At 72.6% G+C, this 23245-nt stretch carries 23 protein-coding genes; 10 read left to right on the top strand and 13 right to left on the bottom strand.

Features of this window, described 5'->3' with window-relative positions; all coding sequences use genetic code 11:
- Window positions 1-212: 212 nt before the first annotated feature.
- Window positions 213-1133, top strand: coding sequence for a hypothetical protein (locus CNQ36_RS18970; RefSeq protein WP_121546873.1), 921 nt, complete (start codon window positions 213-215; stop codon window positions 1131-1133).
- A 50-nt stretch (window positions 1134-1183) separates the two neighbouring features.
- Here the strand turns inward: CNQ36_RS18970 and CNQ36_RS18975 are convergent, their stop codons facing one another.
- Entirely contained in the window at window positions 1184-2218 is a 1035-nt protein-coding gene (locus tag CNQ36_RS18975; protein ID WP_121546874.1) for a C40 family peptidase, read from the bottom strand.
- Between the two features lie 171 nt (window positions 2219-2389).
- Between CNQ36_RS18975 and CNQ36_RS18980 the strand changes: the two genes are divergently transcribed.
- Complete coding sequence (locus CNQ36_RS18980; protein ID WP_040906580.1) at window positions 2390-2782, top strand: hypothetical protein; 393 nt, start codon at window positions 2390-2392, stop codon at window positions 2780-2782.
- Window positions 2779-4083 carry a DUF418 domain-containing protein gene (locus CNQ36_RS18985; RefSeq protein ID WP_228313009.1) on the top strand — a complete coding sequence of 435 codons (1305 nt, stop codon included), beginning with the start codon at window positions 2779-2781 and terminating at the stop codon, window positions 4081-4083. Before CNQ36_RS18980 ends, CNQ36_RS18985 begins: the two co-directional genes overlap by 4 nt.
- On the opposite strand, the gene CNQ36_RS18990 is transcribed toward CNQ36_RS18985, so the two are convergent.
- From CNQ36_RS18990 to CNQ36_RS19025, 8 genes are all read right to left on the bottom strand, one after another.
- Window positions 3971-5716 (bottom strand): type IV secretory system conjugative DNA transfer family protein, encoded by a 1746-nt coding sequence (locus CNQ36_RS18990; protein ID WP_121548516.1) that lies wholly within the window; start codon window positions 5714-5716, stop codon window positions 3971-3973. The two genes, CNQ36_RS18985 and CNQ36_RS18990, sit on opposite strands and share 113 nt — an antisense overlap.
- Window positions 5717-5790: 74 nt before the next feature.
- Window positions 5791-7305, bottom strand: coding sequence for an ATP/GTP-binding protein (locus CNQ36_RS18995; protein ID WP_404763700.1), 1515 nt, complete (start codon window positions 7303-7305; stop codon window positions 5791-5793).
- A gap of 293 nt (window positions 7306-7598) precedes the next feature.
- Window positions 7599-9092: an SCO6880 family protein gene (locus CNQ36_RS19000; RefSeq protein ID WP_004928506.1), complete on the bottom strand. Its 1494-nt coding sequence runs from the start codon at window positions 9090-9092 to the stop codon at window positions 7599-7601.
- A 114-nt stretch (window positions 9093-9206) separates the two neighbouring features.
- Entirely contained in the window at window positions 9207-10454 is a 1248-nt protein-coding gene (locus CNQ36_RS19005; RefSeq protein ID WP_121546875.1) for a hypothetical protein, read from the bottom strand.
- Window position 10455: 1 nt separating this feature from the next.
- Complete coding sequence (locus CNQ36_RS19010) at window positions 10456-11232, bottom strand: DUF8175 domain-containg protein (RefSeq protein ID WP_121546876.1); 777 nt, start codon at window positions 11230-11232, stop codon at window positions 10456-10458.
- Between the two features lie 28 nt (window positions 11233-11260).
- Window positions 11261-11545 (bottom strand): hypothetical protein, encoded by a 285-nt coding sequence (locus CNQ36_RS19015; RefSeq protein WP_121546877.1) that lies wholly within the window; start codon window positions 11543-11545, stop codon window positions 11261-11263.
- Between the two features lie 87 nt (window positions 11546-11632).
- Complete coding sequence (locus CNQ36_RS19020; protein WP_121546878.1) at window positions 11633-11926, bottom strand: hypothetical protein; 294 nt, start codon at window positions 11924-11926, stop codon at window positions 11633-11635.
- Window positions 11923-12465, bottom strand: coding sequence for a DUF6668 family protein (locus CNQ36_RS19025; protein WP_228313011.1), 543 nt, complete (start codon window positions 12463-12465; stop codon window positions 11923-11925). The genes CNQ36_RS19020 and CNQ36_RS19025 overlap by 4 nt, the downstream gene beginning before the upstream one ends.
- 477 nt (window positions 12466-12942) lie before the next feature.
- Between CNQ36_RS19025 and CNQ36_RS19030 the strand changes: the two genes are divergently transcribed.
- From CNQ36_RS19030 to CNQ36_RS19045, 3 genes are all read left to right on the top strand, one after another.
- The gene (locus CNQ36_RS19030; protein WP_121546879.1) at window positions 12943-13791 is read left to right on the top strand and encodes a transglycosylase SLT domain-containing protein; all 849 of its coding nucleotides are present in this window, start codon (window positions 12943-12945) and stop codon (window positions 13789-13791) included.
- A 20-nt stretch (window positions 13792-13811) separates the two neighbouring features.
- Window positions 13812-14612 carry a hypothetical protein gene (locus CNQ36_RS34755; protein WP_163013297.1) on the top strand — a complete coding sequence of 267 codons (801 nt, stop codon included), beginning with the start codon at window positions 13812-13814 and terminating at the stop codon, window positions 14610-14612.
- Window positions 14613-14759: 147 nt separating this feature from the next.
- Window positions 14760-15335: a sigma-70 family RNA polymerase sigma factor gene (locus CNQ36_RS19045; RefSeq protein ID WP_040908601.1), complete on the top strand. Its 576-nt coding sequence runs from the start codon at window positions 14760-14762 to the stop codon at window positions 15333-15335.
- Between the two features lies 1 nt (window position 15336).
- On the opposite strand, the gene CNQ36_RS35310 is transcribed toward CNQ36_RS19045, so the two are convergent.
- Complete coding sequence (locus tag CNQ36_RS35310) at window positions 15337-15474, bottom strand: DUF397 domain-containing protein (RefSeq protein ID WP_228313012.1); 138 nt, start codon at window positions 15472-15474, stop codon at window positions 15337-15339.
- Window positions 15431-16345: a helix-turn-helix domain-containing protein gene (locus CNQ36_RS19055; RefSeq protein ID WP_121546883.1), complete on the bottom strand. Its 915-nt coding sequence runs from the start codon at window positions 16343-16345 to the stop codon at window positions 15431-15433. Before CNQ36_RS19055 ends, CNQ36_RS35310 begins: the two co-directional genes overlap by 44 nt.
- A 173-nt stretch (window positions 16346-16518) precedes the next feature.
- On the opposite strand from CNQ36_RS19055, the gene CNQ36_RS19060 reads away from it, so the two are divergent.
- Window positions 16519-16986 (top strand): ATP-binding protein, encoded by a 468-nt coding sequence (locus CNQ36_RS19060; RefSeq protein WP_121546884.1) that lies wholly within the window; start codon window positions 16519-16521, stop codon window positions 16984-16986.
- A gap of 12 nt (window positions 16987-16998) precedes the next feature.
- On the opposite strand, the gene CNQ36_RS19065 is transcribed toward CNQ36_RS19060, so the two are convergent.
- Complete coding sequence (locus CNQ36_RS19065) at window positions 16999-17796, bottom strand: SCO4651 family lipoprotein (RefSeq protein ID WP_476756072.1); 798 nt, start codon at window positions 17794-17796, stop codon at window positions 16999-17001.
- A gap of 180 nt (window positions 17797-17976) precedes the next feature.
- Here CNQ36_RS19065 and CNQ36_RS19070 point away from each other — a divergent pair, with 180 nt between their 5' ends.
- The gene (locus tag CNQ36_RS19070) at window positions 17977-18552 is read left to right on the top strand and encodes a dihydrofolate reductase family protein (protein WP_121546885.1); all 576 of its coding nucleotides are present in this window, start codon (window positions 17977-17979) and stop codon (window positions 18550-18552) included.
- 15 nt (window positions 18553-18567) lie between these two features.
- On the opposite strand, the gene CNQ36_RS19075 is transcribed toward CNQ36_RS19070, so the two are convergent.
- The gene (locus CNQ36_RS19075; protein ID WP_121546886.1) at window positions 18568-20037 is read right to left on the bottom strand and encodes an amidase; all 1470 of its coding nucleotides are present in this window, start codon (window positions 20035-20037) and stop codon (window positions 18568-18570) included.
- A 108-nt stretch (window positions 20038-20145) separates the two neighbouring features.
- Here CNQ36_RS19075 and CNQ36_RS19080 point away from each other — a divergent pair, with 108 nt between their 5' ends.
- Complete coding sequence (locus CNQ36_RS19080; RefSeq protein WP_163013298.1) at window positions 20146-21507, top strand: hypothetical protein; 1362 nt, start codon at window positions 20146-20148, stop codon at window positions 21505-21507.
- Between the two features lie 1290 nt (window positions 21508-22797).
- The gene (locus CNQ36_RS19090; protein WP_228313014.1) at window positions 22798-23175 is read left to right on the top strand and encodes a DUF5958 family protein; all 378 of its coding nucleotides are present in this window, start codon (window positions 22798-22800) and stop codon (window positions 23173-23175) included.
- Window positions 23176-23245: the final 70 nt, after the last annotated feature.

Raw genomic sequence — 23245 nt, forward strand, 5'->3', positions numbered from 1 at the left:
CCCCTGATGGCCGGCCCCGGCTCGCTGCCGGACAACAACGGAAACCGGACGGAACGGGTTCAAGGAGCCGAACGGGTTCGAGGAGCCGGACCGCGCGGGATGAACCGGCGGACCCGCCCACGCCGTTGTCGTGAACGCGGCGTTCGTGCGGGAGGGCGGCAGTACCCGCCCGCCGGCAAGCCGCGCCCGCATCCGAGGGAAAGGAAGGTGTCATGGCAGGATCCGATTCCGGAGCCAGCAGTACCGCTTCCAACGCCGGCTCTTACCGGTCCGTCAGGGTCCACCGCAACGGGGACGTCACCGATTCGAGCTCCGCCGTCCCGGACGACGCGCCCGAGCCCCACCGGGACTCCCTGGCCGGCGTGTACGACCAGGCCCACGACCGGTTCTACTCGATCACCGTCAGCTCCTCGGGCAGCGAGTACCAGGCCCGGCGCTGGGACCAGCGGGCGGCGAAGTGGATCAAGGACCACAAGGACGGCGTCGGCAGGGCCCTGGTCGACGTCGCCCCCTCCCTCATCCAGGGCGCGGCGAACTTCGCGCCCGCGGGGCTCGCCCGGACGGCCGTCAAGACGGTGGGCCTGGGCAGCCAGGTGGCGCTGACCGCCTACGACGCCTACCAGCTGTACCAGCAGGACCGGGCCGACCCGATGCGGGTGACCTCGCTCGGGGGCCGGGCGGTGTCCACGGGGCTCAACCTGTACAACGCCCTGGGTCCGCAGGGCACCGCCACCGCCGTGGCCGGCGGCGCCGCGAACTGGGCGGCCGGCGCGGCCACGGTGACCAAGGCGGTGGCCGACGCCCAGACGCCGACGCTGCCGCTGTACCAGCAGCGGGCCAACATCCCGCTCCAGGACCTGCCGGCCCGGCTGCAGCCGCCGCCGCCCGGCACACCCACGACCGTCTCCTCCATCGACTCGTTCCACACCGCGCCGTCGGCGCCCGGCGACGGCCCGGCCGTGCCGCTGCCCCGGCTCACCAGCCGGCCGGTGGGGGAGTTCGGCCCGCCGGGCGGCCGGGACACCCGGGAGGACCGGCGGCCGCCCGCGCAGGGCACCGCTCGCACGTCCGCCACGCACCGGACCGTCCACACGCCCCCGGCGCAGCGGGGCGGCTCCGGCCCGAGCATGTGACGCGGGCCTTCGCGGCGCGGTCGGGGCGGGGCCGTGAAGGCCCCGCCCCCTCACGCGTCCGGGCGCACCACCCCGAGGATCTCCATCGACCCGGCCGGCGCCACCGTCACGTAGCGGCCCGGACGCGGGGCGTGGATCATCCGGCCGTCGCCGATGTAGAGGGACACATGGCTGGCGTCGGCGTTGTAGATGATCAGGTCGCCGGGACGCATGTCCGCGACCGGGACCCGGTGCAGCAGGCGCCACTGCTCCTGCGAGGTGCGCGGGATGGCCACGCCCGCCTTCAGCCAGGCCTGCGAGGTCAGTCCGGAGCAGTCGTAGGAGTCGGGGCCCTCGGCGCCCCAGACGTACGGTTTGCCGAGTTCACGGCGGGCGAAGGCGACGGCCTCGCGGCCCGCGCCGCTGCCCTCGGTGCCGGCGGTGTCGAGGACGCCGGTCTCCACCCAATCCGCCTGCGCCTCCTCGGCGTTCCTCCGCTCCAGCGCGGCCAGCTCCCGGCGCTGCTTCTCCTCCAGCCGTGACTCGATCCGCTCCGCCGTGTCGATGCGCGCCTGGACCGTCCGGCGGTGGGAGTCGAGGGAGCTGCGGTTGCGGCGCAGCCGCTTCAGCTCCTCGGCCGCCTCCTCGCCACGGGTGCGCAGTTCCTCCTCGGTCCCGGTCAGGGCCTCGATCACCCGGTTCGTGCCCAGGTGCGCCTGGCGGGCCAGGGAGGCGTTGTCCAGGGCGTGTTCGGGGTCCCCACCGAGGACGAACTGCACCTCGGCGGGGACTCCGCCGCCGCGGTACTGGGAGCGGGCCGCCGCCCCGGCCAGCGCGGTGAGGCGGTTCAGCTTCTTCTCGGTGGCGGCCACCTGGGCCCGGAGCGTGCCGAGGCGCTTCTTCTGCCGGGTCACCTTGACCTCGGCCGCGTTGTACTTCTCCGTGGCGACCTCGGCGTCGTGGTAGAGCCGGTCGAGTTCGGCCCGCACCTCCGGGAGGGTCGCCGGTTCGGCGCTCGCGGGCTGGTGGAGCGCCGCCGTCAGCGCGAGGGCCAGTGTGACGGCGGCCGCCGTCCGGTGGCCGTGAGCGCCGGGGCTGCGTCGCATGGTGTCGTGGCTCCCTTCGTAGGCGCCGTGGGGGCGGGGTGGCCGGACATGGTCGGTGCGCCATGGGCCGCACACACAACGGGCGGGCGCCGTCCGGAGGTTCAAGGCGGGGTGAACCGGGGCGGCCCCGTCGCCCGTTGTGCGCGCAGGGCGCCGGGCGAAGGGGTTGGTATGAACGCGCAGTTGGTGCTGCTCGCGCTGTGCACGGGGTGCGGCCTCGGTTTTCTGCTGGCCGCGGTGCGGGCGGTGGCGTCGGCCGCGGTCCTGTGGGCGCGCGGCCGGCGGGTGATGGGACGCGTGACCGCACGTGCGGCGTCCGACCGGCGGCGCGGCGGGCTCGTCGTGTTCTCCGACCACTTGGGCAGGGACCTGGTCCTCGATCCGGGACCGTGCGGGCCGCTCTACGGAGTGCCCCCGGTCGGCGGCAGCGTGCCGGTCGTGTACGAGCGGGAGCGCCCCACCCGGGCCCGGCTGTGGACCTCCCGCCATCTGCTGGCGCCGTCCTTCGGCTGGTTCCTGTCCGCCACCGTGGCGTTCGGCACCGGGGTCGTGGTGGCGGGGTGAGCCGGGACGGGGACCCGCCCGGCCGCTCCCGGAGGGTCGGCGAACTCGACGTGCTGCGCGGGTTCGCCCTGTTGGGCATCCTGGTGGTCAACGCCCGGCTGATGGGGGACCCGTACGCGGCCTTCGGCGGCGGTCCCGGGGCGTCCGTCCCGGACCGGGTCGCCGCGTGGACGGTGACCGCGCTCTTCACCGCCAAGTTCTACGTCCTGTTCTCCTTCCTCTTCGGCTACAGCTTCGTCCTCCAGGAACGGTCCGCGCGCCGCGCGGGCGCCGCGTTCGCGCCCCGCCATCTGCGCCGTACGGCGGGCCTGTTCGTCCTCGGGGCCGGGCACGCGGTGCTCCTGTACCCGGGCGACATCCTGACGACGTACGCCGTCCTCGCCCTGGTGCTGTACGGGCTGCGCGGGCTCTCCGTGCGGGCCGCGATGCGGGTGGCCGCCGCCCTGCTGCTGGTGCTCTCGGCGCTGCTGCTCGGCTACGGGCTGCTGACCGTCGCCCTCACCGAACCGGTCACCGCCGCCGGGTACGCGCCCCGAGCCGCCGAACGGACCGCCGCCCTCCGGGGCGACGCCGGATCGGTGCTCGGCGCCCATCTGCGCGACCTGCCGACCGCCGTCGGCGCCGATCTGCTGTACGCCCCCGCCATGCTGGCCGCCTTCCTGGCGGGCTCCGCCGCCGCGCGGTCCCGGCTGGTGGAGCGGCGCGGCCGGGACCGGGAGTGGCTGCGCCGGACCGCGCTGCGATGCCTGCCGCCCGGCCTGGCCGGCGGGGTGGCCGCCGCCTGCTGTGCGAGCGGGCCGCTGGACAGCCGCTGGTTCCTGGTCGGACAGGCGGTGACGGTGCTGACCGCCCCGGCGCTCACGGCGTCGTACGCCTGCGGCCTGCTCCTGCTGCTCCCGCGGTGCGAGGACCGCCTCCCGGCGGCGGCGCTGGCCGCCGCCGGGCGCATGGCGCTCAGCCACTACCTCACCCAGTCACTGGTCCTCGCCTGGGTGTTCACCGGCTACGGGCTCGGACTGTACGACCGGGCCGGCCCGGCCACCGTCCTCGCCGGGTGCGTCCTGCTCTACGCCGCCCAACTCGCGCTCGCCGCACGCTTGTCGACGCGCGTGCGGTACGGGCCGGCCGAACTGGTACTGCGGACCGTCACGCTGGGCCGCCGCCGCCCCGGTCCCTCCGGGCGGGAGGTCACGGCACCGGCTTCGACAGCGGCACCCCCGGAACCCCCCGGGGGCCGGGCAGTCCCGGCACTCCCGCCGCCTCCGTCCCCGGCAGCAGACGGCGTGCGGCGCGCTCCGTGATGGCTGCCGTCTCCGCCTTCGCCGCCGCCGAGATCGCGGCGGCGCCGGGCTCCTTGTACCAGGGACGCAGCCGGATCAGCGCCGGCTTGACGCCGGTGGCGAGCAGCAGCGCCGTGCCCTTGGGCAGGGCGCGGATGCGGTCCGGCGGCAGGACGGCCTCCTGACGGTAGGAGTACGACCGCGAGGTGCCCTCCCTGCCGCGGGAGATGGTGGGCGTGCGCACGTCGTGCTGGCCGACGAGCGTGGAGATCTTCTGCACGAAGTCGGCGTCGTCCAGACCCGCGCCGAGCAGTTTGATGGTCGCCGCGCTCCACAGCGCGTCCATGCCGACCTCGCCCCACACCCGGGCGCCCTGGCGGTAACTCTGCAGCAGCGTCACGACGTTGATGCCGCGCGAACCGAAGTGCGAGTACAGGTCCGGCAGATCGGAGATGCGGCAGACGTTGGCGGCCTCGTCGAGGACCGCCGTCAGCGGCGGGTCGAGCCGGCCGCCCATGCGCTCGGCGGCGACCACACCGGCCCGCATGGTCGCGTCGGCGAGCCCCGCGATGACGCCGGCCGCGGAGCCGCCGCCGTCCTTGGAGAGCAGGTAGAGCGTGTCCTCGCCGAGGACGTGCAGGTCGGGACGGAACTCCGGCAGCGCCGGGTCGGGCGAGACCCAGGCCAGGATCTCCGGGTCCAGCAGACAGGACACGGTCTGGCGGGCGGTCTCGTAGATGCCGTCGCGGGTCTCCACCGCACCGCGCACCGTGCCCTGCAACTGCTCGGCCATCGCCACCAGTCCGGCGTCCCTGAGCAGGTCGACCGGGGTGCGGTCGGCGGGGTCGGCGAGCCAGCCGAGCAGCTGGTGCAGGGGGGTGCCGCTGCGGGCGGCGGCCAGGAAGAGGGCGGTCAGGGTGTTCTGGGCGGCCGAGATCCAGAAGTCCTTCTTCGCGGTGTCGTCGTTGACGGACGCGACGAAGTGGCCGGCCATGCGGCGGGCGCCCTCGATGGTGTGGCACTCGCCGAGCAGGTTCCACCACATGGCGCGCGGGGTGTGGGCGATGCCCTGCGGGTCGAACGTCCACACCGTGCCCGCCCGCTCGCGCTCGGCGCGGGTGACGGCGTACACGTCGGACTTGTTGGAGGTGAGCAGGACCGCGCCCTGCGCCCGCAGCACCCGGGGCACCGCGATGCCGGTGGACTTGCCGGCCCGCGGCGCCATCAGGTCCAGCTCCACGTCCTCGTAACTGCTGCGCAGCTCCGGCCCGTTCGGGCTGAGGTCGCCGAGGAGGTTGCCGGTCTCGTCCGGGTGCAGCCGGTCCCGGCCCTGCAGGCTGGGGCGCAGGTCGCGGGCGCGCGCCTCGATGCCCTTGGGGCACATGGCGGCCAGCTCCCGGCGTCCCGCGAGGCCCTTGGTCCGCCCGGCCCGGCCCAGCAGCATGCGCGCCACCAGGGCGAGGGGCACGGCGACGAGCACCAGCAGGCCGAGCATGCCCCCGTAGAGCGCGGCGGCCGGGGCGCCCGGCCACAGGCCGGTGGGCCCTTCGGAGACCAGCCGCTGCACGGTGGACAGCGCGAACGGCGGACCGTCCCAGCCGTTGCCGGTCAGCCCGGACCCGAGGGTCCCGCCGGCCCGGACGACGGTGAACATCAGCAGACCGGTGCCGGCGATCGCCACGATCGCCCAGGGCAGCTGCTCGTGCGCGGAACCGGTGCCCGGAGACCTCACGCGGTCCACCTCCCCGCCGCGCCCGGACCGCCTGGACCGCCGGGACCGCCGGGGCCGCCCGGCGTCGCGTACGCCCCTTCCTGCGCGGCCCGTGCGACCTGTGCGGCGGTCTGCGCGAGCTCCTGCTCCACCGCACGCTCGACGGCCGCCTCGTTCGGCGTCCACCGGGTGTTGGTGTTGTGCAGCCGGCGTTCGGCGTCAGTGATGGCGACCTGGATCGGGATGCCGGGACGCCCGCCGACCTTGATGAGGAAGCGGCCCCGGCCGGGCGGCTCCTCGTGCTCCCCGGCGGCGCCCCAGCCGGGCGGCGACGACCAGGACGACACGAGTTCGATCTCGCGCCGGGACAGGCCCACCACCTTGCCGAGGTCCTCCATCTCCGCCTTCGGCAGCCCCGCGCACACCACCATCCCGGCCCGCTCGACGAACCCGCGGGCCTTGGCCCGGTCGGAGTCGGTGCCGAGGGCCTCGGCGTCCTTCAGCGTGTGGGTGATCTTGGCGTCGCCGAGACCGAGGGAACGGTTGAGCCGGGTCAGCGCGTCGATGCGGTCGACGATGCCGGAGGCGGCGCGCAGCGGGCGCCACAGCTCGTCCAGCACCGTGAAGAACCAGCGGCGGGGCTCCAGCCCGGCGTCCGCGAGGGCGTGCGAGGCGGCCACCGTGCCGAGCCCGTCGGACCAGGCGGCGAGCATCGCGGCGGCGGTCAGCTGGGTGTCGGCCTCACCGATGCCGGAGATGTCGATGCACACCGCGGGGGCCGAGGGGTCGATGCGGGTGGACGTCTCGGAGGCGAAGGTGTCGCCGAGCGGGCCGTCGAGGATGCCGAGCAGGGAGCGGTGCAGCGGATCGACGGCGTCCCGGTAGCGGGCGTCGTCGCCCCGGTCGAGGGTGACCGCCCGCACCCGGTCGGGGCCCTCGGTGAGCACCCGCAGCACGTCCGGCAGCAGCACCGTGCGGCCGGGCGGGGTGCGTTCGCGCAGGTGGTGCAGGACGGCGGAGAGCACGGACTGCTCGTGGTCGTCCATCGGCCGGCCGCGCACGATGGTGATCAGCGCGGCCACCATGTTCAGCACCCGGCCGTGCGTCTCGGCCTTCAGCACCTCGCCCGCCTCGCCGCCGATCCGGGCCGCCGCCGCGCCCATCGCGCCCGGGTCCAGGACGTTGATGCCGCCCCGGCCGCGGCCGATGGAGATCACCTGGCCGCCGAGGGCGCGCACCGTGTCGGCGTAGTCGGGCTTGAGGTCGCCGAGGACCAGCGGCACTACCCCGGTGGCGGACAGCCCGATCAGCATCCGGTTGACCAGCGTGGACTTGCCCAGACCCGGCATACCGAGCATGAAAAGCGACGGGTTGGAGATGTAGCGGGCCCGGGTGAACCAGTTCAGGGGGTCGCCGCAGACCGTGGCGCCGGTGAACAGGTGCTGTCCCAGCGGTACGCCCGTCATGGGCGAGCCGGAACCCGCGGCGAACGGCCACATGCCGCACGCCTGCACGGTGGTGGCCCGCCACATGGTCGGCGGGTCCAGGTACCCGACCCGCCCGCCTCCGGCGCCGTACCAGCCGCGCGGCGGCACATACGGCTCACGCGGGCGGGAAGCGGCCTTCTTCTTGCCGCCCTTCCCCTTGCCTCCGCCGTCGCCGTGTTCCTCGGCCCGCCCGGCCTTCTCCCGCTCCTTGCGCTCCTTGCGGCCGGGCTTTCCCGGGCGGGCGGCACCCGCTCCGGCGCGCAGCGCGCCCAGTTCCTCGCGCGCCCGCAGCTCGGCCAGCCGGTCGGCCTGCTCGGCCCTCTTCTCCTCGCGCCGGCTCACAGCGCCTCCTGCAGCTCGTGCGGGATCAGGGTCTGCTCCCACGGGAGGATCCCGGCGGGCAGCGTGCAGCTGAACGCGGCCGCCTGCATCCGGTCCGCGGGCCGCATCAGCACCCGCGAGGCGGCCGTCAGGTTCCGCACGGTGACGCTGGCGTCGGCCAGCTGCTCCATGGTGTCGACGGTGACCGTCAGCATCAGCGAGAACTCCACGAGCCCCGCGCCCGACGCCTCCTCGGCCGCGGTCTGCTCGGCCGCCCGCATCTCCGAGGCGGCGCGGGCCTGCACCATGCCCCGGCCGGACGTCGCCATGAACTGGGCGCTGCGCCGGTCCGCCTCGACGATCCGCGCCGAGGTGGCCGGGTCGATCGGCCGGTACACCAGCGCGACCCGCTTGCGGCGGGTGCCGGGCGCCGCCTCCAGCATGCCGCGCAGCACCGAGGACCGTACGGTGCCGCGCGGCGCCAGCGTCATCAGCCAGGTCCGGGACACCCCCGAGTCGTGCTGGTAGCTGCCGACCGTCTCGACGGCCGCGGCGGGTCCGGCGTCGTCCCACTCCAGGCCCGTACCGCCGTGCCGGGCGCGGGCGTCGAGGACGTCGGCGGCGACCGCCGGGTCGTAGGCGACCCGCACCACCTCCGCGATGCGCTCCGCCGACAGCGGGTACGCCGCTCCTCCGCCGGCCGCGACCAGGCCGCTGAGCAGACCGGGGATGCGGATGGAGAGGTCCGTGATGACGTCCTCCTTCTTCCGCCGCTGGTTCGCGGGAACGCCGTAGGTGAGGCTGACGTAGGTGTGCATCTCCGAGGACGCCGTGGGGTAGCGCTCCACGACCTCCTCCATCACGGCACGGGCGGCGGCCGGCGCGTCCGGCTGGATGCGCGGGAGCACCTCGTGGGCGAGTCGGGTGCCGGGGTCGGGGGCGGTCTCCACGATCACGGACGCGCCGCGCAGCCCCGGCTCGTGGGCCAGCCGGGCCAGCCACTCGCCCCACAGCGCGACCCAGACGTCGACCTGGTCGGGGTCGACGAGCGAACCGCCGTCCGGGTCGCAGCCCAGGACGATCGTGTACAGGTTGCGGTTGGGGTGGTGCAGCACGCCGAAGGGACGGTCGTAGGCGTCCCTGCCCTCGGTGGCGGTCACCTTGTTGAGCAGTCCCGGCGGACGGAACCTGCCGCCGGGCCGGGCGGACAGCGGACCCGACACGTACAGGTGCGCCCCCCTGGCCCTGCGCCTCCGCCACCCGACGCGCAGGGCGATCAGCTGGTAGACGTTGCGGCCGTCCTGGGTGCGGATGGCGAGCGGGATCAGGAACACCGCGATGGGGACGAACACCACCATCGCCGCGTACAGCGAGATCAGTGACGCGAGCAGGGTGAGGACGAGCCCGCCGAAGACACCGAAGGTGCCGACGAGCCCGAGCGGACCGAGTCCCGGACGCCTGGGGCGGCGCCAGTTCCCGTAGGTCGGATGGGTGACGGCTTCCGTGGACATGAGGGTCCGTTTTCCCTTCGTGGAGTGGTCGGGTGTCGGGGACGGGCGCGTGACGGGGAGAGGAGGCCGCCGGACTCCCGGGGGGTCGGGAGTCCGGCGGCCGGTCGCGGGGGGTCAGGTGTTGTGACCCTTGTCGCCGTCGGCGCCCTCCAGGGACCCGGACGCGGTGCGGCCGACGACCTGCGCCGCGGTCACCGCCGCCCCGATGGCCACGCCGACCGGTCCGCCGGCCGCCGCGGCGGCCCGGCCCGCGCCGGCGGCGGCCCCGCCCCCGGCGCCCGAGGCGCTGCCTGCGCCGGCTCCCGGCGCGCCCGTGCGGCCCGAGCCGCCGAGGCCGGACGCACCGGCGGAACCGGCGGAGCCCGCGGAGCCCTGCGCGCCGCCCGAGCCGCCCGTACCGGACGCGCCCGACGCGCCGCGCGGACCGCTCCGCCCGCCGGAGCCCCCGCTGCCGCTGCCGACGCTGCCGCCGCCGAGCGAACGGGCGCCGGACGCCAGGCCGCCGCCCACCGACGACATCGCCCCGGACATCGCGGACGCCCCGCCGAGTGCGGCGGTGGCCGGCACGACCAGCTTCAGCAGCGCGGGCAGGGCGACGGCGGACAGCAGCATCACGCCGATGCCGGCGATGCGTTCGTTGATGTCGCTGCCGCCGTCCTTACCCGACGAGATCATCGCCGAACCGGCGTACAGCACCAGCCCTGCCGCCGGCTTGTACAACAGCCAGGCGATCATCCAGCCCAGGTGCTTGCGCCACCAGCCGCCGCCCCAGTCCGTCATGGAGGCCGCGGCGGCCAGCGGGAGGGTGCCGAGCAGCAGGATCATCACGCCGAGGCGGATGTACAGCAGGATCGTGTGGATGATGCCGGCGATCAGCAGCAGGAAGGCGAGGACGAGCAGCAGGAACGCCTCGATGCCGTTGCCGTCGGAGCAGGCGCCCACCGCGCTCAGCTGCTTCTCCGCGCCCGCGTTGAACAGGTAGGTGGAGTAGTCGTCCGACAGGGCGGCGGCGGCCGTGACGACGGTGGTGGCGGCGCCCGAGACGAGGACGACCCGCATGATGCCCTTCAGCGCGGTCGTACCGGCCGCACCGCGCCGCTCGATGGCCATCCGGGCGGACGCGAACAGCAGGGAGCCGACCGCCAGATAGACCACGATCCACTGGGTCTGACTGTTGATGTCCTTGGCCGTGGTGGTCCCCGAGAGGGTCGGGATGCTGGTGGTCAGCGCCCCGAACACCGCGATGGCGCCCGCGAGTACGGCGTTGGCGACGCCCTCGACGATGGTCCCGATGGGGTCGCCGAGGAAGCTGAAGAATCCGACCGCGATGTCGACGATGGGATTTCCGGTCGGGCACGCCATGTCAAACCCCCCACAGAAGATGGCCGTTGGTGCCCTGGACCGCCTTCACCGGCGTGTGCAGGGCACCGTTGTCGGAGGGCAGCACCTTCCAGTCGCCGCCGCTCCAGCGCAGGGCGACGTTGGTCGTGGCGTAGCCCTGACTGGTCTTGAGCAGCAGTTCGACGGTCGCCGCCCCGGCGGAGTAGGCGGGCACCGAGAACCCGGCGTAGGAGGCGACGGACGAACTGCTCGCCCCGGCACCGGAGTCGTCGTCCTGGACCGTGGAGCGCTTGAAGACGAACAGGTCCCGTCCCCGGCCGGACACGACCTGCTCCCGCGCGATCGTCCGCCAGTCGGGCCCGCTCATCTGCGAGGGGATGATGTGGGCGGCCAGCACGGCCCCGGCCGGTGTGTGCGCGAAGCACCACCACACGGGTCCCTGGGTGAGGGTCGGCCCGGCCGAGGCCGAGACGGGCACGCGCGAGATGTCGAGGGTGCGCCAGTCGACGTCGTCGGGCGGGGCCGAGGGCAGGGTGTCGCCGTCGCTGTCGTCCGTACGGCAGCCCGCCGGCCGGCCGTCCTCCAGGGCCGCCGTGCCGGACAGCGGGCCATCGGAGGCCGGGGCGCTGCCGCGGCCGCCGTCGGCGTCCTGGTCGGTGGTCAGCGCGACGATCCCGCTCAGCAGCACGACGACGCCGAGGAACGCGGCCGACACCTGCCAGCCGCGCTGCTTCCAGTACGGCCCCGAGGGCTCCGGCCGGTAGCGGCGCGGCTCCCGGTACTCCCTGCGTGTGAACATCTCGACCGTCCCCGTCCCCGTCGCCGGCTCAGTTGAAGACGAAGCCGACCAGCGGGCCCGCGGTGGCGACCAGGACGCAGCCGCCGAGCACCATGCCGAGGCGGCTCATGTGCTCGGAGCTCTCACCGCGCTTGAGCGAGATGGCCATCATCGTGCCGGTGATCAGCACGCCGGCGACGCCGGCCGCGGTACCGGCCCAGGCCGCTATGCCGAGCACGGTGTTGACCTTGCTGGTCAGTTCACCGGGGGCGTTGCTCTGCGGCTGGGGCACGCCGGCGGCGAGCACGTGGGTGGCTTCGAGGAGGAGGGACATGGGATCTCCGAGTGGTCGGCGCCGCGGCGTGACCGGTGGGCGCGGGGAGCGGATGGGGTGGGTGGTGCGGGAGGAGGTGCGTGGCCCTCAGTGGAGGGACAGGTCGCCGAGGAACGCGACGAGCGGGCCGGCCGTCGTGGCGATCAGACAGGCGAGGGTGACGAAGAAGAAGCCGCGGAAGTACGCGCCCCCTTCGCCCGGTTCGCCGCGGCGCAGCTGGATCGCCATCTGGAGGCCGACGATGAGCAGTCCGCCGACTCCCGCGGCCGAGGCGCACCAGGCGAGGACGCCGAGGATGGTGCCCGCGTCGGGGGTCGGGTTGTAGGCGGCCAGGTGCTCACCGAGGGGGAGGGCGAGGCCCGCCAGGGAGGAGGAGGTCATGACACGGTTCTTTCGCCGTCGGTTCCGGTGCCCACCAGGTCGGCGAGCGCGGCGAGCTGCCGGGGCAGGTACTTGGGCTGCCCTCCCGTGCGCCAGGCCGGGATCCACGGCACCCGGTGCACATGGGTGACCGAGCGGACCACCCGGATGCGGCGCAGCAGGTTGAGCGGGAGCCGTCCGGGCGCGTCGGCGATCAGGACGACACCCAGCAGGTCGATCCCCTGCGGTGCCTTTCCGTCCTGCAGCGCGCCCAGCGCCCGTGACACGGCGCGCAGTCCGCGCGCACTGGTCCGGCCGACCAGCATGACCCGGCGCGGTTCGCCCCGCGCCGGCTCCGGCCAGCGGGCCCCCACGTCGACCCCGCCGAGCGACTCGGCGAGCGAGGAGGCGCCGGCCCCGCCGTGCGCCTTGACCCACCCGATCTCGTCCCGCGACGCCCCGCCCGGCGTGCGCCGCCGCGGCTCGTCCCAGGGGGCCTCGCCACCGGGGGCGGGCTTGCGGGGCGCGACACCCTTGCGGACGGCGGGAGCGCCGGACACGGCGGGAGCACCGGACACGGCGGGGGCTGCGGGCGCGGCGGGGGCCGCCGGGGCCGGACGGACGGGAGCCTCGGGCCGGACCGGCTGGACCGGTTGTACCGGCTGTACGGGCTGTACGGGCTGAACCGGCGTCGCGTACCCCGTCACCGGAGCGGGATGCGCACCCGTACCCGATCCCGTACCCGCGCTCGCGGCGGTGCCCGTTCCGGAGGTGTCGCCGCCGGGGGGCGCGGGCCGTGCGGCGGTCTTCGGCCCCCGTACCCACGACCGCTGACCCGGTGGCGTCGGCTCAGGAGTGCCCATGTGCGGCCCGCCCCCTTCTCCGCTCGTGCTTCGGCTGCTGCTCTGGCTCATCTGATTTCCACGGGTTTGAACTTATTTGCGCCGAGCCCCGTTTCGATCTCCCGAGCCCGACGGACAGCACAACGGGCCGTCCGGCCGTCGCGGTTCAAGAGGAGCGGAAGAAGGCAGGCGCGCATGAGTGCGGGCACGGGAGAGAGCGGGGAGGGCGGGAACTCCACCGCCGTCAGGAACACCATCGCCGCGGGCACCGGCTGTGGCTGTCTGCTGTCGCCGCTCGCCCTGCTCGGCGCCCTGGTGGTGATCATCATCATCGGCGGGTTCGGCGTGCTGCTGGCCCCGCTCATCGCCCTGATCCTGCTGTTCTCGGGCGGCGGGGGCGACTCCGCGGGCCCGGAGGACGCGGACGAGGTGATCGCCATCTTCAACGGCGACGGCGGGGGCGAGCTGGACACCTCGACGGTGCCCGAGGACCTGGCGGAGCCGATCGAGGAGGCCGGCGAACTGTGCGACGCCGTCGGCCCGATCGTCATCGCCGCGCAGATCGAGCGGGAGTCCAACTTCAACGAGACGCTCGTCGGCGAGAACGGGGAGGAGGGCATCTCCCAGCTCCCGCCCGAGATCTTCGACGAGTACGGCGAGGACGACGACGACAACGACAAGACCTCGGCGCTGGACGCGGAGGACTCGATCATGGCGCAGGGCCGCTACATGTGCGACCTGGCCGAAGAGGCCCAGCAGATGATCGACGCCAACGAGGCCACCGGCAGCGTCCTCGACCTCGCCCTGGCGGGCTACCACGTGGGCATGGACGCCGTACGCGCGGCCGAGGGGGTACCGCAGACGAACGAGGCACAGGGCTATGTGCTCGCGATCCGCGCCCAGTTCGCCAAGTATGAGGGCGTTGCCGCACCGCCGCCCGGAGCCACTCCGGGCGTCACTCCCGGCATGGGCCCGGACCCCACGGCCTCCCCTTCCGGCGGCTCACCCACCCCTTCCACCACACCCGACCCTTCCGGCCAATGAGCAACAGGAGGACAGCAGCCATGGCCCCCTTCGCGGTGCGCATCTCGGACGAGGGCCTCGCCGAGATCGACGGAGAGCCCCTGGCCACCGACCCGGGCCAGTCCGTGCACGAGGCCGTGCTCGATCGCTTGCAGCAGTACGCGGAGCAGCGTGCCGTCGCCGTCGAGGCGACGGTGACCGACGGTCCCGGCGCGGCGCACTTCGTCCTGGAGGTGTCCCCCGACGGCTCCAGCCGCCTCCTCGACCGACCCTCGACCCCGACCCCGACCCCGGCGCCTGCTCCCGCCCCACCCCCGGCCCCCGCTTCCGCGGTGGCCACGGCGATCGCCCGCGCCCGGGCCGCCGCGACGGCGCCCCCCGCCCCGGCGCCCCGCCCCCTCCCCTCGCAACTGGCGGGCCGCATCGCGCACATCAACGCGCTGGCGACCGCGGGCCGGCTGGCGGAGGCGTCGGCGGAGGCGACCGCGCTGCGCGAGGGGCTGACCCGCTCGGCGGGCACGGAACACCCGGACGCGCTGGAGGCACGGGCCATGGAGGCCTACCTGGCGCACCTGCGCGGCGACCACCGGGAGGCCACGGTGCTGGCCCTGTCGGTGGCCCGCATCCTGTGCGGGACCGGCGACCCGCAGGCGCCGGCGGCGGTGATGCGGGCGGCGGCGGCCTGGCAGCGGCTGGAGGAAGACCGGGCGGTGGAGATCCACGGCAACGAACTGCTCCACATGTGGGGCCGGCTGCACGGCGACGGCCGCCTCGGCCCCGCGGACGAACGACTCGCCCAACGGGTCCGCGACCGGCTGGAGGCCCTGCCCGCCCACGTCTGACCCCCTGACCCGCATACACCCGATCCACGCGTCGTGGATCGGGCGTCAAGCGAACGTGGAACCCGCCTGACCACACTCCGTTCCCCCGGAGGCCCGGCTCCAGCCCCCACAGCTGCGACCGGCCACCCCAAGGAGCGGGAGCACACGATGAATGTGACGGTGATCGGGTCGGCGAGCGCGGCGTCCGCCGAGGAACGGGCCCTGCGGGACCTCTACCTGGAACACGGTCCGGCCCTGTACGCGTACGTGCTGCGCATGCTGGGCGGGGACACCCACCGCACGGAGGACGTCATCCAGGAGACGCTGCTGCGCTGCTGGAACAAACGGAACCTGGCGGACCGCGAGGGCATGGCCGTACGCCCCTGGATGTTCCGCGTCGCCCGCAACATCGTGATCGACGCGCACCGCACGAAGGCGGCCCGCCCGCCGGAGATCGGCGGCGCGACCTGGCTGACCGAACTGGGCGCCGACGCCGACGACATAGAACGCATGCTGTCGTCGATCGTGCTGCACGACGCCCTGCGGGCCCTCACCCCCGCCCACCGCGAGGTCCTGGAGGCCACCTTCTTCGCCGACCGCACCACCCAGCAGGCGGCCGCCACCCTCGGCGTCCCCCAGGGCACGGTGAAGTCCCGCGTCTACTACGCCCTGCGCAGCCTCCGCACGGCCCTGGAGGACCGCGGCATGCACTCGGAAGACCGCGGCGACCGGCCCTCCCGCTGACTCAGAACCGGCGGGACCCGGCCTTCAGCCCGCCTATGAAGACCCCCCAGGAACCGGCCCCGAAGCACACCGCCGGCCCGTGCGGAACCTTGCTGTCACGAACGGGAACGACCTCCGTGAACCCGTCGGCGACCTCCACGCAGTTGCCGCCCTCCTGATTGCTGTAGCTGCTCCTGCGCCAGGCGACGCCGTTCGGATCGGGAAGGAACATTCGCTTCACGGTGACAGCCCTCCATCGCGGATCGGATCATGTCGAGCGACATGAGTGTGGGCAGGGCGTCCGCCCGAAGCCGATCGTAGGTCAACGAGAAGCGCTCAACCTCTGTCGGATCCTCGATGAGTCGGCCATTGTGCGCGCCTTCCGTGTAGGCGACCTCCGACCCGTCCGGCAGTGTCAGAACGGTCAGTGACCCGCCCATGGCGTCGTGCTCACCCTGCGCGAACGGCAGCACCTGCACCTTGATGTGCCGCTCCGCCGCCGCCTCCACCAGCCGCCCCAACTGGGCCCGCATGACGTCATCACCGCCGATCGGACGCTTGAGCACCGCCTCGTCGAGCACCACCCACAGCTCCGGTGCGTCGGGTGAGCCGAGCCGCTGCTGCCGCGCCATACGCGCGCTGACCCGTTCCTCCAGTTGTTCGTCGCCGCTGAGCGTCACACCCACGCTCAGGACGGCCCGCGCGTACGCCTCGGTCTGCAACAGCCCGGGCACCAGGTGCGCCGCGTACTCCCGTACGGAAACCGCCTGTTCAGCGTGGGCGATGAACTTCCTGAACCAGTCGGGGAAAGCTTCCCGGTATACGTACGGCCAGAGGTCGACGAGGAGATCGTCCGCGCCCAGGGCCGTGTCCAGCGCACGGGCCAGTGCCAGCGTCGGCTTGGCGCCCGAGGCCCGTTCGATCTGCGTGATCCGGGTGCTCACCACATGCGTCCTGGCGCCGAGCTCGGCCTGGGTCAGTCCGGCCGCCGTACGGAGCCTGCGCACCCGCGCGCCGAACAGGGCCGCCATGGACGCACTGGGGTCAATTCCCTTGGCCAAAGCGTCACTTCCCTCCCTTATCGCCTGAAAGGTAATGCCGTAGTGCCTGTTGAGCGTAGGGAGATCGTCCGATCCTTATGCACAGAACGTGACAACACCCTCACAACGAGGGACGTCTGAGCTCGACGGACAAGGACGCAGCCGTGCTGACAGGAACGCCCACCCAGGAAGACGAACCACGACGAGGCGTCGGACCCGTCGCCGTCACGGAGGCGCGCGCACAGTTCGCCTCCTCACCGCGAGGCGCCCGGCTCGCCCGGCGTCACGCCGTGCGGTGGCTGGAGGAATGGGGCTGCCCGCCGCCCTCGGACACCTCGTGCACGGTGGCACTGATCGTCGGCGAACTCACCGCGAACGCCGTGCGGCACGGCAGGGTCCCCGGCCACGACTTCGCCCTCCGCCTCACCCTCGACCCGGAGGCGAACCTGATCCGGGTCGAGGTCTCGGACGCCGCCGGGACGAAGACCCCTCCCGCGTCGCCACTCCCGCCCTGCCCCGAGGGCGAGTCGGGCAGGGGCCTCCTCCTGGTGGACGTACTCGCCGCCCGCTGGGGCTCGACCCCTCGCCGGCCGGTGGGCAAGACGGTCTGGGCGGAAGTGCTCCTGCCCTGAGAACCCGGAACCTCAGCCCAGCAGCCCTTCCTGCCCGACGTCCATGACGTCGGCGGTGTCCTCGGCCGGCGGGGCCTCGACCGTGACGGGCCCGTCGACGTCAAGGAAAGTGACGGTCAGGTCCAGCGCCTCCCCGCCGGTCCCGGCCTTCCACCGGAACTGCTTGGCGCGATCGTCGCCGTCGACCCACAGGTCCATGGTGAGCGTGTCGGAGACGCCCAGCCCCATGAGCTGGTCCAGGCCCTCGATCCGGCGCTCCCGGGTCGCCGCGTCGGGGGCGTCGTCACGGGCGGCGCGCAGGCCGTCCAGTGTGACCGTTCCCCTGTAATGGGTGGTCCTGGCGCCGTCGACCGTCTCGGTCCCGACCAGCCGCACGTCCTTGGACCCGGTCAGCAGGGTGGACTGCACGACGGGGCTGCTCTCCAGCGTGCGGGGCAGGACGCCGTAGGAGTCGTTGTCCACGGTGAGCCCTCCCCACACCGCCGGCTCAGCCCTGAACCACCCCTTTCCCTTCACCGCCTTACCGACGTACATCACCTCGTCGACGAACCGGACCGGCAACCGCCCCATCTCCATGCTCAAGGCCGGTGGGTCCGTCTTCATGAACGCGTCGGCCTCCACCCGGCCCCGCTCCGGAAGGGTCCCGGTGACCCGGTAGTGCGCCGACTCGACGCCCGCGGATTCCGCCGCCGCCTCCGCCACAACCGCCGCAGGACTCCCCCCGGACCCACCCCCACCCTCGTCACCGCAAGCCCCCGCACCCCCGACAATCAGCACGACGGCGAACCCCACCCCCACCACTCTGCCCATCCCGCCCCCACGCACCGTTTCCCCCACGCTTCCCCCCAACACCAAGGCACTCTCCCCATATCCCGGCCGCGAGAGTATCCGGCCGTGGGCCGGTCCCGACGCGGGGCATGGCGATGAGTTCCCGAAGCGGGCGGAGTCCAACAATGTGACCGTCTCCGCAGCCCACCGGAGGAGAACGCCATGACCGCCACCTACACCTTCGACGTCTTCTCCAGCCTCGACGGTTACGGCGCCGCCGGCGGCGACTGGACCGGCTACTGGGGCAAGCAGGGCCCGGAACTTCTCGACCGCCGCCTCGCCCTGTACGACACCGAGCAGCGGATGGTCTTCGGGGCCAACACCTATCGCCTGTTCGCGCAGATGCTGGCCGTGAGCACCGAGGACTCCGACGTGCGCGACCCGTGGGGCCTGCGCTTGTGGAACACGCCGGCGACGGTGGTGTCGACGACCCTGAGGGACCCCCTCGACTGGCCTGACGCGACCCTCGTCAGCGGCGACGCCGTCGACGTCGTCGCCCGGCTCAAGGAGGAGTCCGACGTGCCGCTGCGCTCGCACGGCAGCCTGTCGATGAACCGTGCCCTGATGGCGGCGGGCCTGGTCGACCGCGTACAGGTGACGATCTTCCCCGTCATCACCGGCGAGACCGGCCTCGACCGGATCTTCCAGGGCGCGGCCGACTTCGACCTGGAACTGCTCGAACACCACACCCTCGACGGCCGCACCCAAGAACTCACCTACCGTCCCACCCTCCACTGACGAGTCCGCCACTGGTCACTGATGCCCTCGGGTGTGCCGGGCACCGTCGAAGCCGCCGATCTTCTGCTCGAGCAGTTCGGCCAGCCGCAGTGGGGTGCGGTCCTCGAACATCGGACCGATGAGCTGCACACCCACCGGCAGGCCTTCGGGGGTCCGGCCCGCCGGTACGGCGGTGGCGGGCAGGCCGGGCATGGTGGCCAGACCGGCCCAGACGAGCTGGTCGAGGTAGGGGTACTCGACGCCGTCGATGGCGATCCGGCGGTCCAGCAGATCTGGGGTGTGGTCGTGCGGGAACGCGGGTGTCGGCGTGATCGGGCACACCACCGCGTCGAAGTCGGCGAAGAGCCCCCGCCAGCCGTGACGGTGGAGCTCGCGACGGTCGTTCGCCCGAATCCAGTCGCGATGGCTGAGCACCATCCCGCGCAGCCGCGCCGCGCCGAGACTCCGGTCGTCCGCGCTCAGTCCGGCGGCACGGGTCCGCAGTTGCTCGTACGCCTCGGCGGGGAAACCCGCGACGGCGCCCGAGAACAGCAACTGCATGTAGAGCGTCGCGGCTTCGGCCAGGTCGGGCAGCAGCGGACTGTGCCGTTCGACGCGTGCGCCGCCGTCGACGAGGGCGCCGGCCACCCGGTCCACGCCCGCCCGCACAGCGGACCCGGTCGGAATGAACGGATGCTCGTCGAGGACCAGGACCCGGAAGTCGCTCAGCCGCTGGTGGCGTGCGGGCGGCAGGGTCAAGGCGTGCGCCACGCCCAGCGTCAGCGGGTCCGGCCCGGCCATGACGTCCAGCAAGAGCGTGAGATCGCGGGCGGTGCGCGCCATCGGGCCGACGACGGCGAGGTCGAGGTCGACCGGCAGTGCCGGCGTGGCCGGCGGGACCATACCTCGGTTAGCCACCAGCCGGAGGGTCGGCTTATGGGCGTAGACACCGCAGAAATGCGCGGGGGTGCGCAGCGAGCCGCCGATATCGGAACCGATGGACAACGCGCCGAATCCAGCCGCCAGGGCCGCCGCCGATCCGCCGGAGGAACCGCCCGGCGTACGCTCGTGGTCCCACGGGTTGTTGGTGGTGCCGTAAATGTCATTGAAGCTCTGCAGATCCCGCAGCCCCAGGGGCACGTTGGTCTTACCGAGCACCACCGCGCCGGCGGCCCGCAGCCGCGACACCTGTACGGCGTCCTCGGTCGGCACGAAGTCCCGGTGCGTCGGGATGCCCCAGGTCGTGGGCAGCCCGGCGATGTCGTAGGACTCCTTGACCGTCACCGGGACACCGAGCAGTGGCCGGTCCTCCCCGCGGGCGCGCGCCTGGTCGGCGTGGTGCGCGGCGGCCCGCGCGCGGTCGAAGTCGGGCACGCAGATCGCGTTGATCGCCTTGTCGTCCCGTTCGATACGGGAGATCGCCTCGTCGGTCAGCTCCACTGACGTCACTTCACCGGCACGTAAGGCGACCGCTATTTCTTCGGCCGACGCAAAATTCCACTCCATGAATCGGACCGTATCCGCCTCTTGGGGAGGCCATAAAACGCCGATTCGCACAACACAAGTCGACGGATCCACCTGCGAGGCACCAGCGCCTTGGATCACACTGCCCTGGTGATGGACAAGCTTGTGTTCCTGGCCAAGATCCTGGGGTTACTCGCGTTCTGCTACGCAGCAGCGGTGGCCTGGGCCAGGTCCGCACCGGTTCGGTCCGCACTGGGTTCCCGGGCAGAGCGACTGATCGAGCGCGGAGTGGAGGCGATGGTCGGCCGGTGGGACGCATGGATCACCGCTCACGCGATGCAGCGCGTGAGCAACGCCTTGGTCCACCTGTCGCCCGCGGCGCCCGGGGTCCCGACGCGGGGGTGGCTCGCCGTCATCGAAGCGGCCAAGGCATGGACCGCCTTCATGCCCTTCGTGCTCGTCGCACAGCTGCTCAAGATCGTTTTACTGGCTCTGGCCCTGTTCAACCTGGGGACGATCGTCGCCGGCGTCAGAGATCTGGTGGAGCACCCGCCGGGTGGCGAGCGTCCGCGCCAACGGAACTGCGTAGGGCTTGGCCCTGCTGACGACCATGAGCATGCGGCTGGTGGCGGCCTCTTCGACGAGTGCATGGGGTCAGGCCCGGACCCGCTCGCACCATTGGAGAACGCGGGCCGTGAGGCGGCGGACCGGGTGTGGTCGGCGCTCGCGGCTGCGGTGACCGATCCGTGGGGCGACCCAGTGGCCACGACGAAGGTCATCATCGCCTTCACCTTGCTGGTGATGGCCATACGGGCCGTATGGGGGACTGTGTCCCCCTTCTACCGCGCCGGCGACTCTCGTGAGTACCGTCGGGCCGGTCTTCAGAGCACGGCGGCTGGGGAGCTGCACCGCGCGCCCTCCTCACGCGGCGAGACGGCACAGTGGCAGCCGGTCGTCGTCCTCCTTGCTGTCTGCACGAGTGTGGGGCTGGCGTACAGGCAGTTGGAATCCCGCGACGCGCTGTCCGCACCACGGGTCAGCCTGAAGACGGCCGAGCGGGCTGTCTGGTCCGCCTGGCGAACTCGACACGGTCGCGTTCGGCGGGCTCGTCGCAACGAACTGAAACGGCATGCCGCAGAGGTGGTGGGAGCTCTGCGGGCCATGGAGGCGAGACAGGACAGCGGGGCCGACACGGCGAAGGTCTTCGAGGACACGGCGGTGATGCTGCTGAAGATCGCCCAGCGGTACGCCGAAGGGCGCACGCTCGCGCTTCTCGACCCCGGCGACCTGTCGGACGTGACTCCCGCACACAACCGGGAGTGGGTGCGCCTGGTCGCCCTCGGCCTGATCGTCACCGGCACAGTGGCGGGCGCGCTGGCGATCGGGTTGCCGGACGCGGCAGCGACCCCGCTGATCGGGGTGGTTTCACTGCTCTCGTGGACCGTCCTGTACGGAGGGCGGATGGTCGGTACCGACCTCGTCGACGTCATGCGAGGACAGAGCCGCGGCTGACGGCCGGTGCGCACCTCGCCTGTGTTTGTTCGCCGGTGCGCGTCGGCGTTGTCACGCAGTTGGACACTCGCCCGGCCAACGCGGAACTGTACGAGGTGTGTTCGCTGTCGTGTCCTGTCGTGGACATAGCCAAGCCGAGATCCAGCTCCTGTCTCCCTTGGGCGGGCTCCGCATTGTTCGGGGCTGCCATGGGCTGCGTCGCCTGGCCGCTGACCGTTTGGGCGCGCGCGTACTGCGACGCGGGTTACGACGCCGGCGGACGTTTCGAGCTCAACTTCTTGCTCCCTCTGGTCGTGGGAGCCGAAGCACTTGCTGGGCTTGTGGCGTGGGCCATCGGCTGTCGGCTGGCGCTTGGTGCGCCAACGGCGGTCCGCGTTTCGCTGCCAACGCTGCTCGTGGTTGTCGCGACGGTGTGGCTGGCATGGTGGCTCTTCGCGACCCGGGGGACGTTGGACGGCTATCCCGGCGACTCCGGCCTCTGCCCTGTGAGTAACGTCCCGCCGCAGTGGCCTGACTGGATCCCAGCCTGATCAGCCACAACTATGCTTCGCCGGTACCTGAGGCGCCCTCTCTGAGTCGGACTCTTATCCGCGCGGTAACCAGTAACCCTCCTCGGGCCGGGCCTCGGGCGGGGACCACGATACGGGGGGCGCGGACCCGGTTTGGAAGATCGCGCGCGCGGGTGGTCGCTGACCTGCCCGTTCCTCGCTGAGCTCCCGTGGCTTCCCGTGTCTCCCCCCACCCGGAGACGCTGCCGCAGCGGGCACGCGGCGTGCACGCCCAATCGTCGGCCTGCCGATCTTCTTGGCTTCGAGAAAGGGGCGATTGGATGGACCACACAGCCGCGAGCGAGCCGAACCCGGACACGCGGGAAGCGCTAATCACGCAGGCAGACAGGCAAGCAAAACAGGTGAGGCACCTAGGAACGTTTGTAGGTGCCTCACCTGCTGTTATGGCTGTCGGGGTGGCGGGATTTGAACCCACGACCTCCTCGTCCCGAAGCAACTCGGCTGGACGTTCGACCTTGGGCTGCTGTGCCTCTCACCTGCGGTGATGGTCCGCAGACATCCGCGCTTGTCCGCCGCTGTTCGCATGTGGTGTCACGCAGTTAGACACTCACTCGGGACGCGACCCGCCTGGAGACGCTGCGCGGGTTCGACGGGGGAGCCTGCCGTCTGCGCCAGATGGCTGTGCCATCAGGTCACGAGAAACTGTGCTGCTCACGGACGGTCGTGCGCGTACCGTCGGTCTGAACCATGGGGGTGGAGGCCTGTGCTGTACGCACAGGAGGTGATCCTGAACGAACTCGCACAGGGGCTCAGACCGACGGCCGACGGCGTTGAGTGGTTCGAGGGCCTCTTAGAAGACGACCAACGCAAGGTCCTGCACGCGCTGGTGCTGTTCTGCGGGCAGGCCCGTGCCTGCGAGGAGGACGTACCGGAGAGCATCACGCGTTCCGGCATCCGCCCCACTCACACGCCGGCGGTGATGCTCACGAAGTGGCGCTTCGGAATGGAAGCACTTCCGGCCTACGAACTCACCAAGTCCTTCCGCCTGCTCGTCGCCCTCTTCAGCATCGCCGACACCCGCAGGCGAACACTGCACTGTGCCGACGGATGCGGTCACGCCTGGCACAACCTGCCGGATCCGCCAGACGACGCAACCTGAGACGTCTTCTTGCCCTGGGTCTTGTCGGAGATCTTGGAGAGCTGGGTTCCTGCTGGTCCGGGGCGGTGGG

The sequence above is a fragment of the Streptomyces fungicidicus genome (genome assembly GCF_003665435.1).
GTDB lineage: Bacteria > Actinomycetota > Actinomycetes > Streptomycetales > Streptomycetaceae > Streptomyces > Streptomyces fungicidicus.

Coding starts and splice junctions, on each gene's coding strand:
- CNQ36_RS18970 (WP_121546873.1), top strand. CDS start 213: ATGGCAGGATCCGATTCCGGAGCCAGCAGTACCGCTTCCAACGCCGGC.
- CNQ36_RS18975 (WP_121546874.1), bottom strand. CDS start 2,218: ATGCGACGCAGCCCCGGCGCTCACGGCCACCGGACGGCGGCCGCCGTC.
- CNQ36_RS18980 (WP_040906580.1), top strand. CDS start 2,390: ATGAACGCGCAGTTGGTGCTGCTCGCGCTGTGCACGGGGTGCGGCCTC.
- CNQ36_RS18990 (WP_121548516.1), bottom strand. CDS start 5,716: ATGTTCACCGTCGTCCGGGCCGGCGGGACCCTCGGGTCCGGGCTGACC.
- CNQ36_RS18995 (WP_404763700.1), bottom strand. CDS start 7,305: ATGTGGCGGGCCACCACCGTGCAGGCGTGCGGCATGTGGCCGTTCGCC.
- CNQ36_RS19000 (WP_004928506.1), bottom strand. CDS start 9,092: ATGTCCACGGAAGCCGTCACCCATCCGACCTACGGGAACTGGCGCCGC.
- CNQ36_RS19005 (WP_121546875.1), bottom strand. CDS start 10,454: ATGGCGTGCCCGACCGGAAATCCCATCGTCGACATCGCGGTCGGATTC.
- CNQ36_RS19010 (WP_121546876.1), bottom strand. CDS start 11,232: ATGTTCACACGCAGGGAGTACCGGGAGCCGCGCCGCTACCGGCCGGAG.
- CNQ36_RS19015 (WP_121546877.1), bottom strand. CDS start 11,545: ATGTCCCTCCTCCTCGAAGCCACCCACGTGCTCGCCGCCGGCGTGCCC.
- CNQ36_RS19020 (WP_121546878.1), bottom strand. CDS start 11,926: ATGACCTCCTCCTCCCTGGCGGGCCTCGCCCTCCCCCTCGGTGAGCAC.
- CNQ36_RS19030 (WP_121546879.1), top strand. CDS start 12,943: ATGAGTGCGGGCACGGGAGAGAGCGGGGAGGGCGGGAACTCCACCGCC.
- CNQ36_RS34755 (WP_163013297.1), top strand. CDS start 13,812: ATGGCCCCCTTCGCGGTGCGCATCTCGGACGAGGGCCTCGCCGAGATC.
- CNQ36_RS19045 (WP_040908601.1), top strand. CDS start 14,760: ATGAATGTGACGGTGATCGGGTCGGCGAGCGCGGCGTCCGCCGAGGAA.
- CNQ36_RS19055 (WP_121546883.1), bottom strand. CDS start 16,345: ATGGCGGCCCTGTTCGGCGCGCGGGTGCGCAGGCTCCGTACGGCGGCC.
- CNQ36_RS19065 (WP_476756072.1), bottom strand. CDS start 17,796: ATGGGCAGAGTGGTGGGGGTGGGGTTCGCCGTCGTGCTGATTGTCGGG.
- CNQ36_RS19070 (WP_121546885.1), top strand. CDS start 17,977: ATGACCGCCACCTACACCTTCGACGTCTTCTCCAGCCTCGACGGTTAC.
- CNQ36_RS19075 (WP_121546886.1), bottom strand. CDS start 20,037: ATGGAGTGGAATTTTGCGTCGGCCGAAGAAATAGCGGTCGCCTTACGT.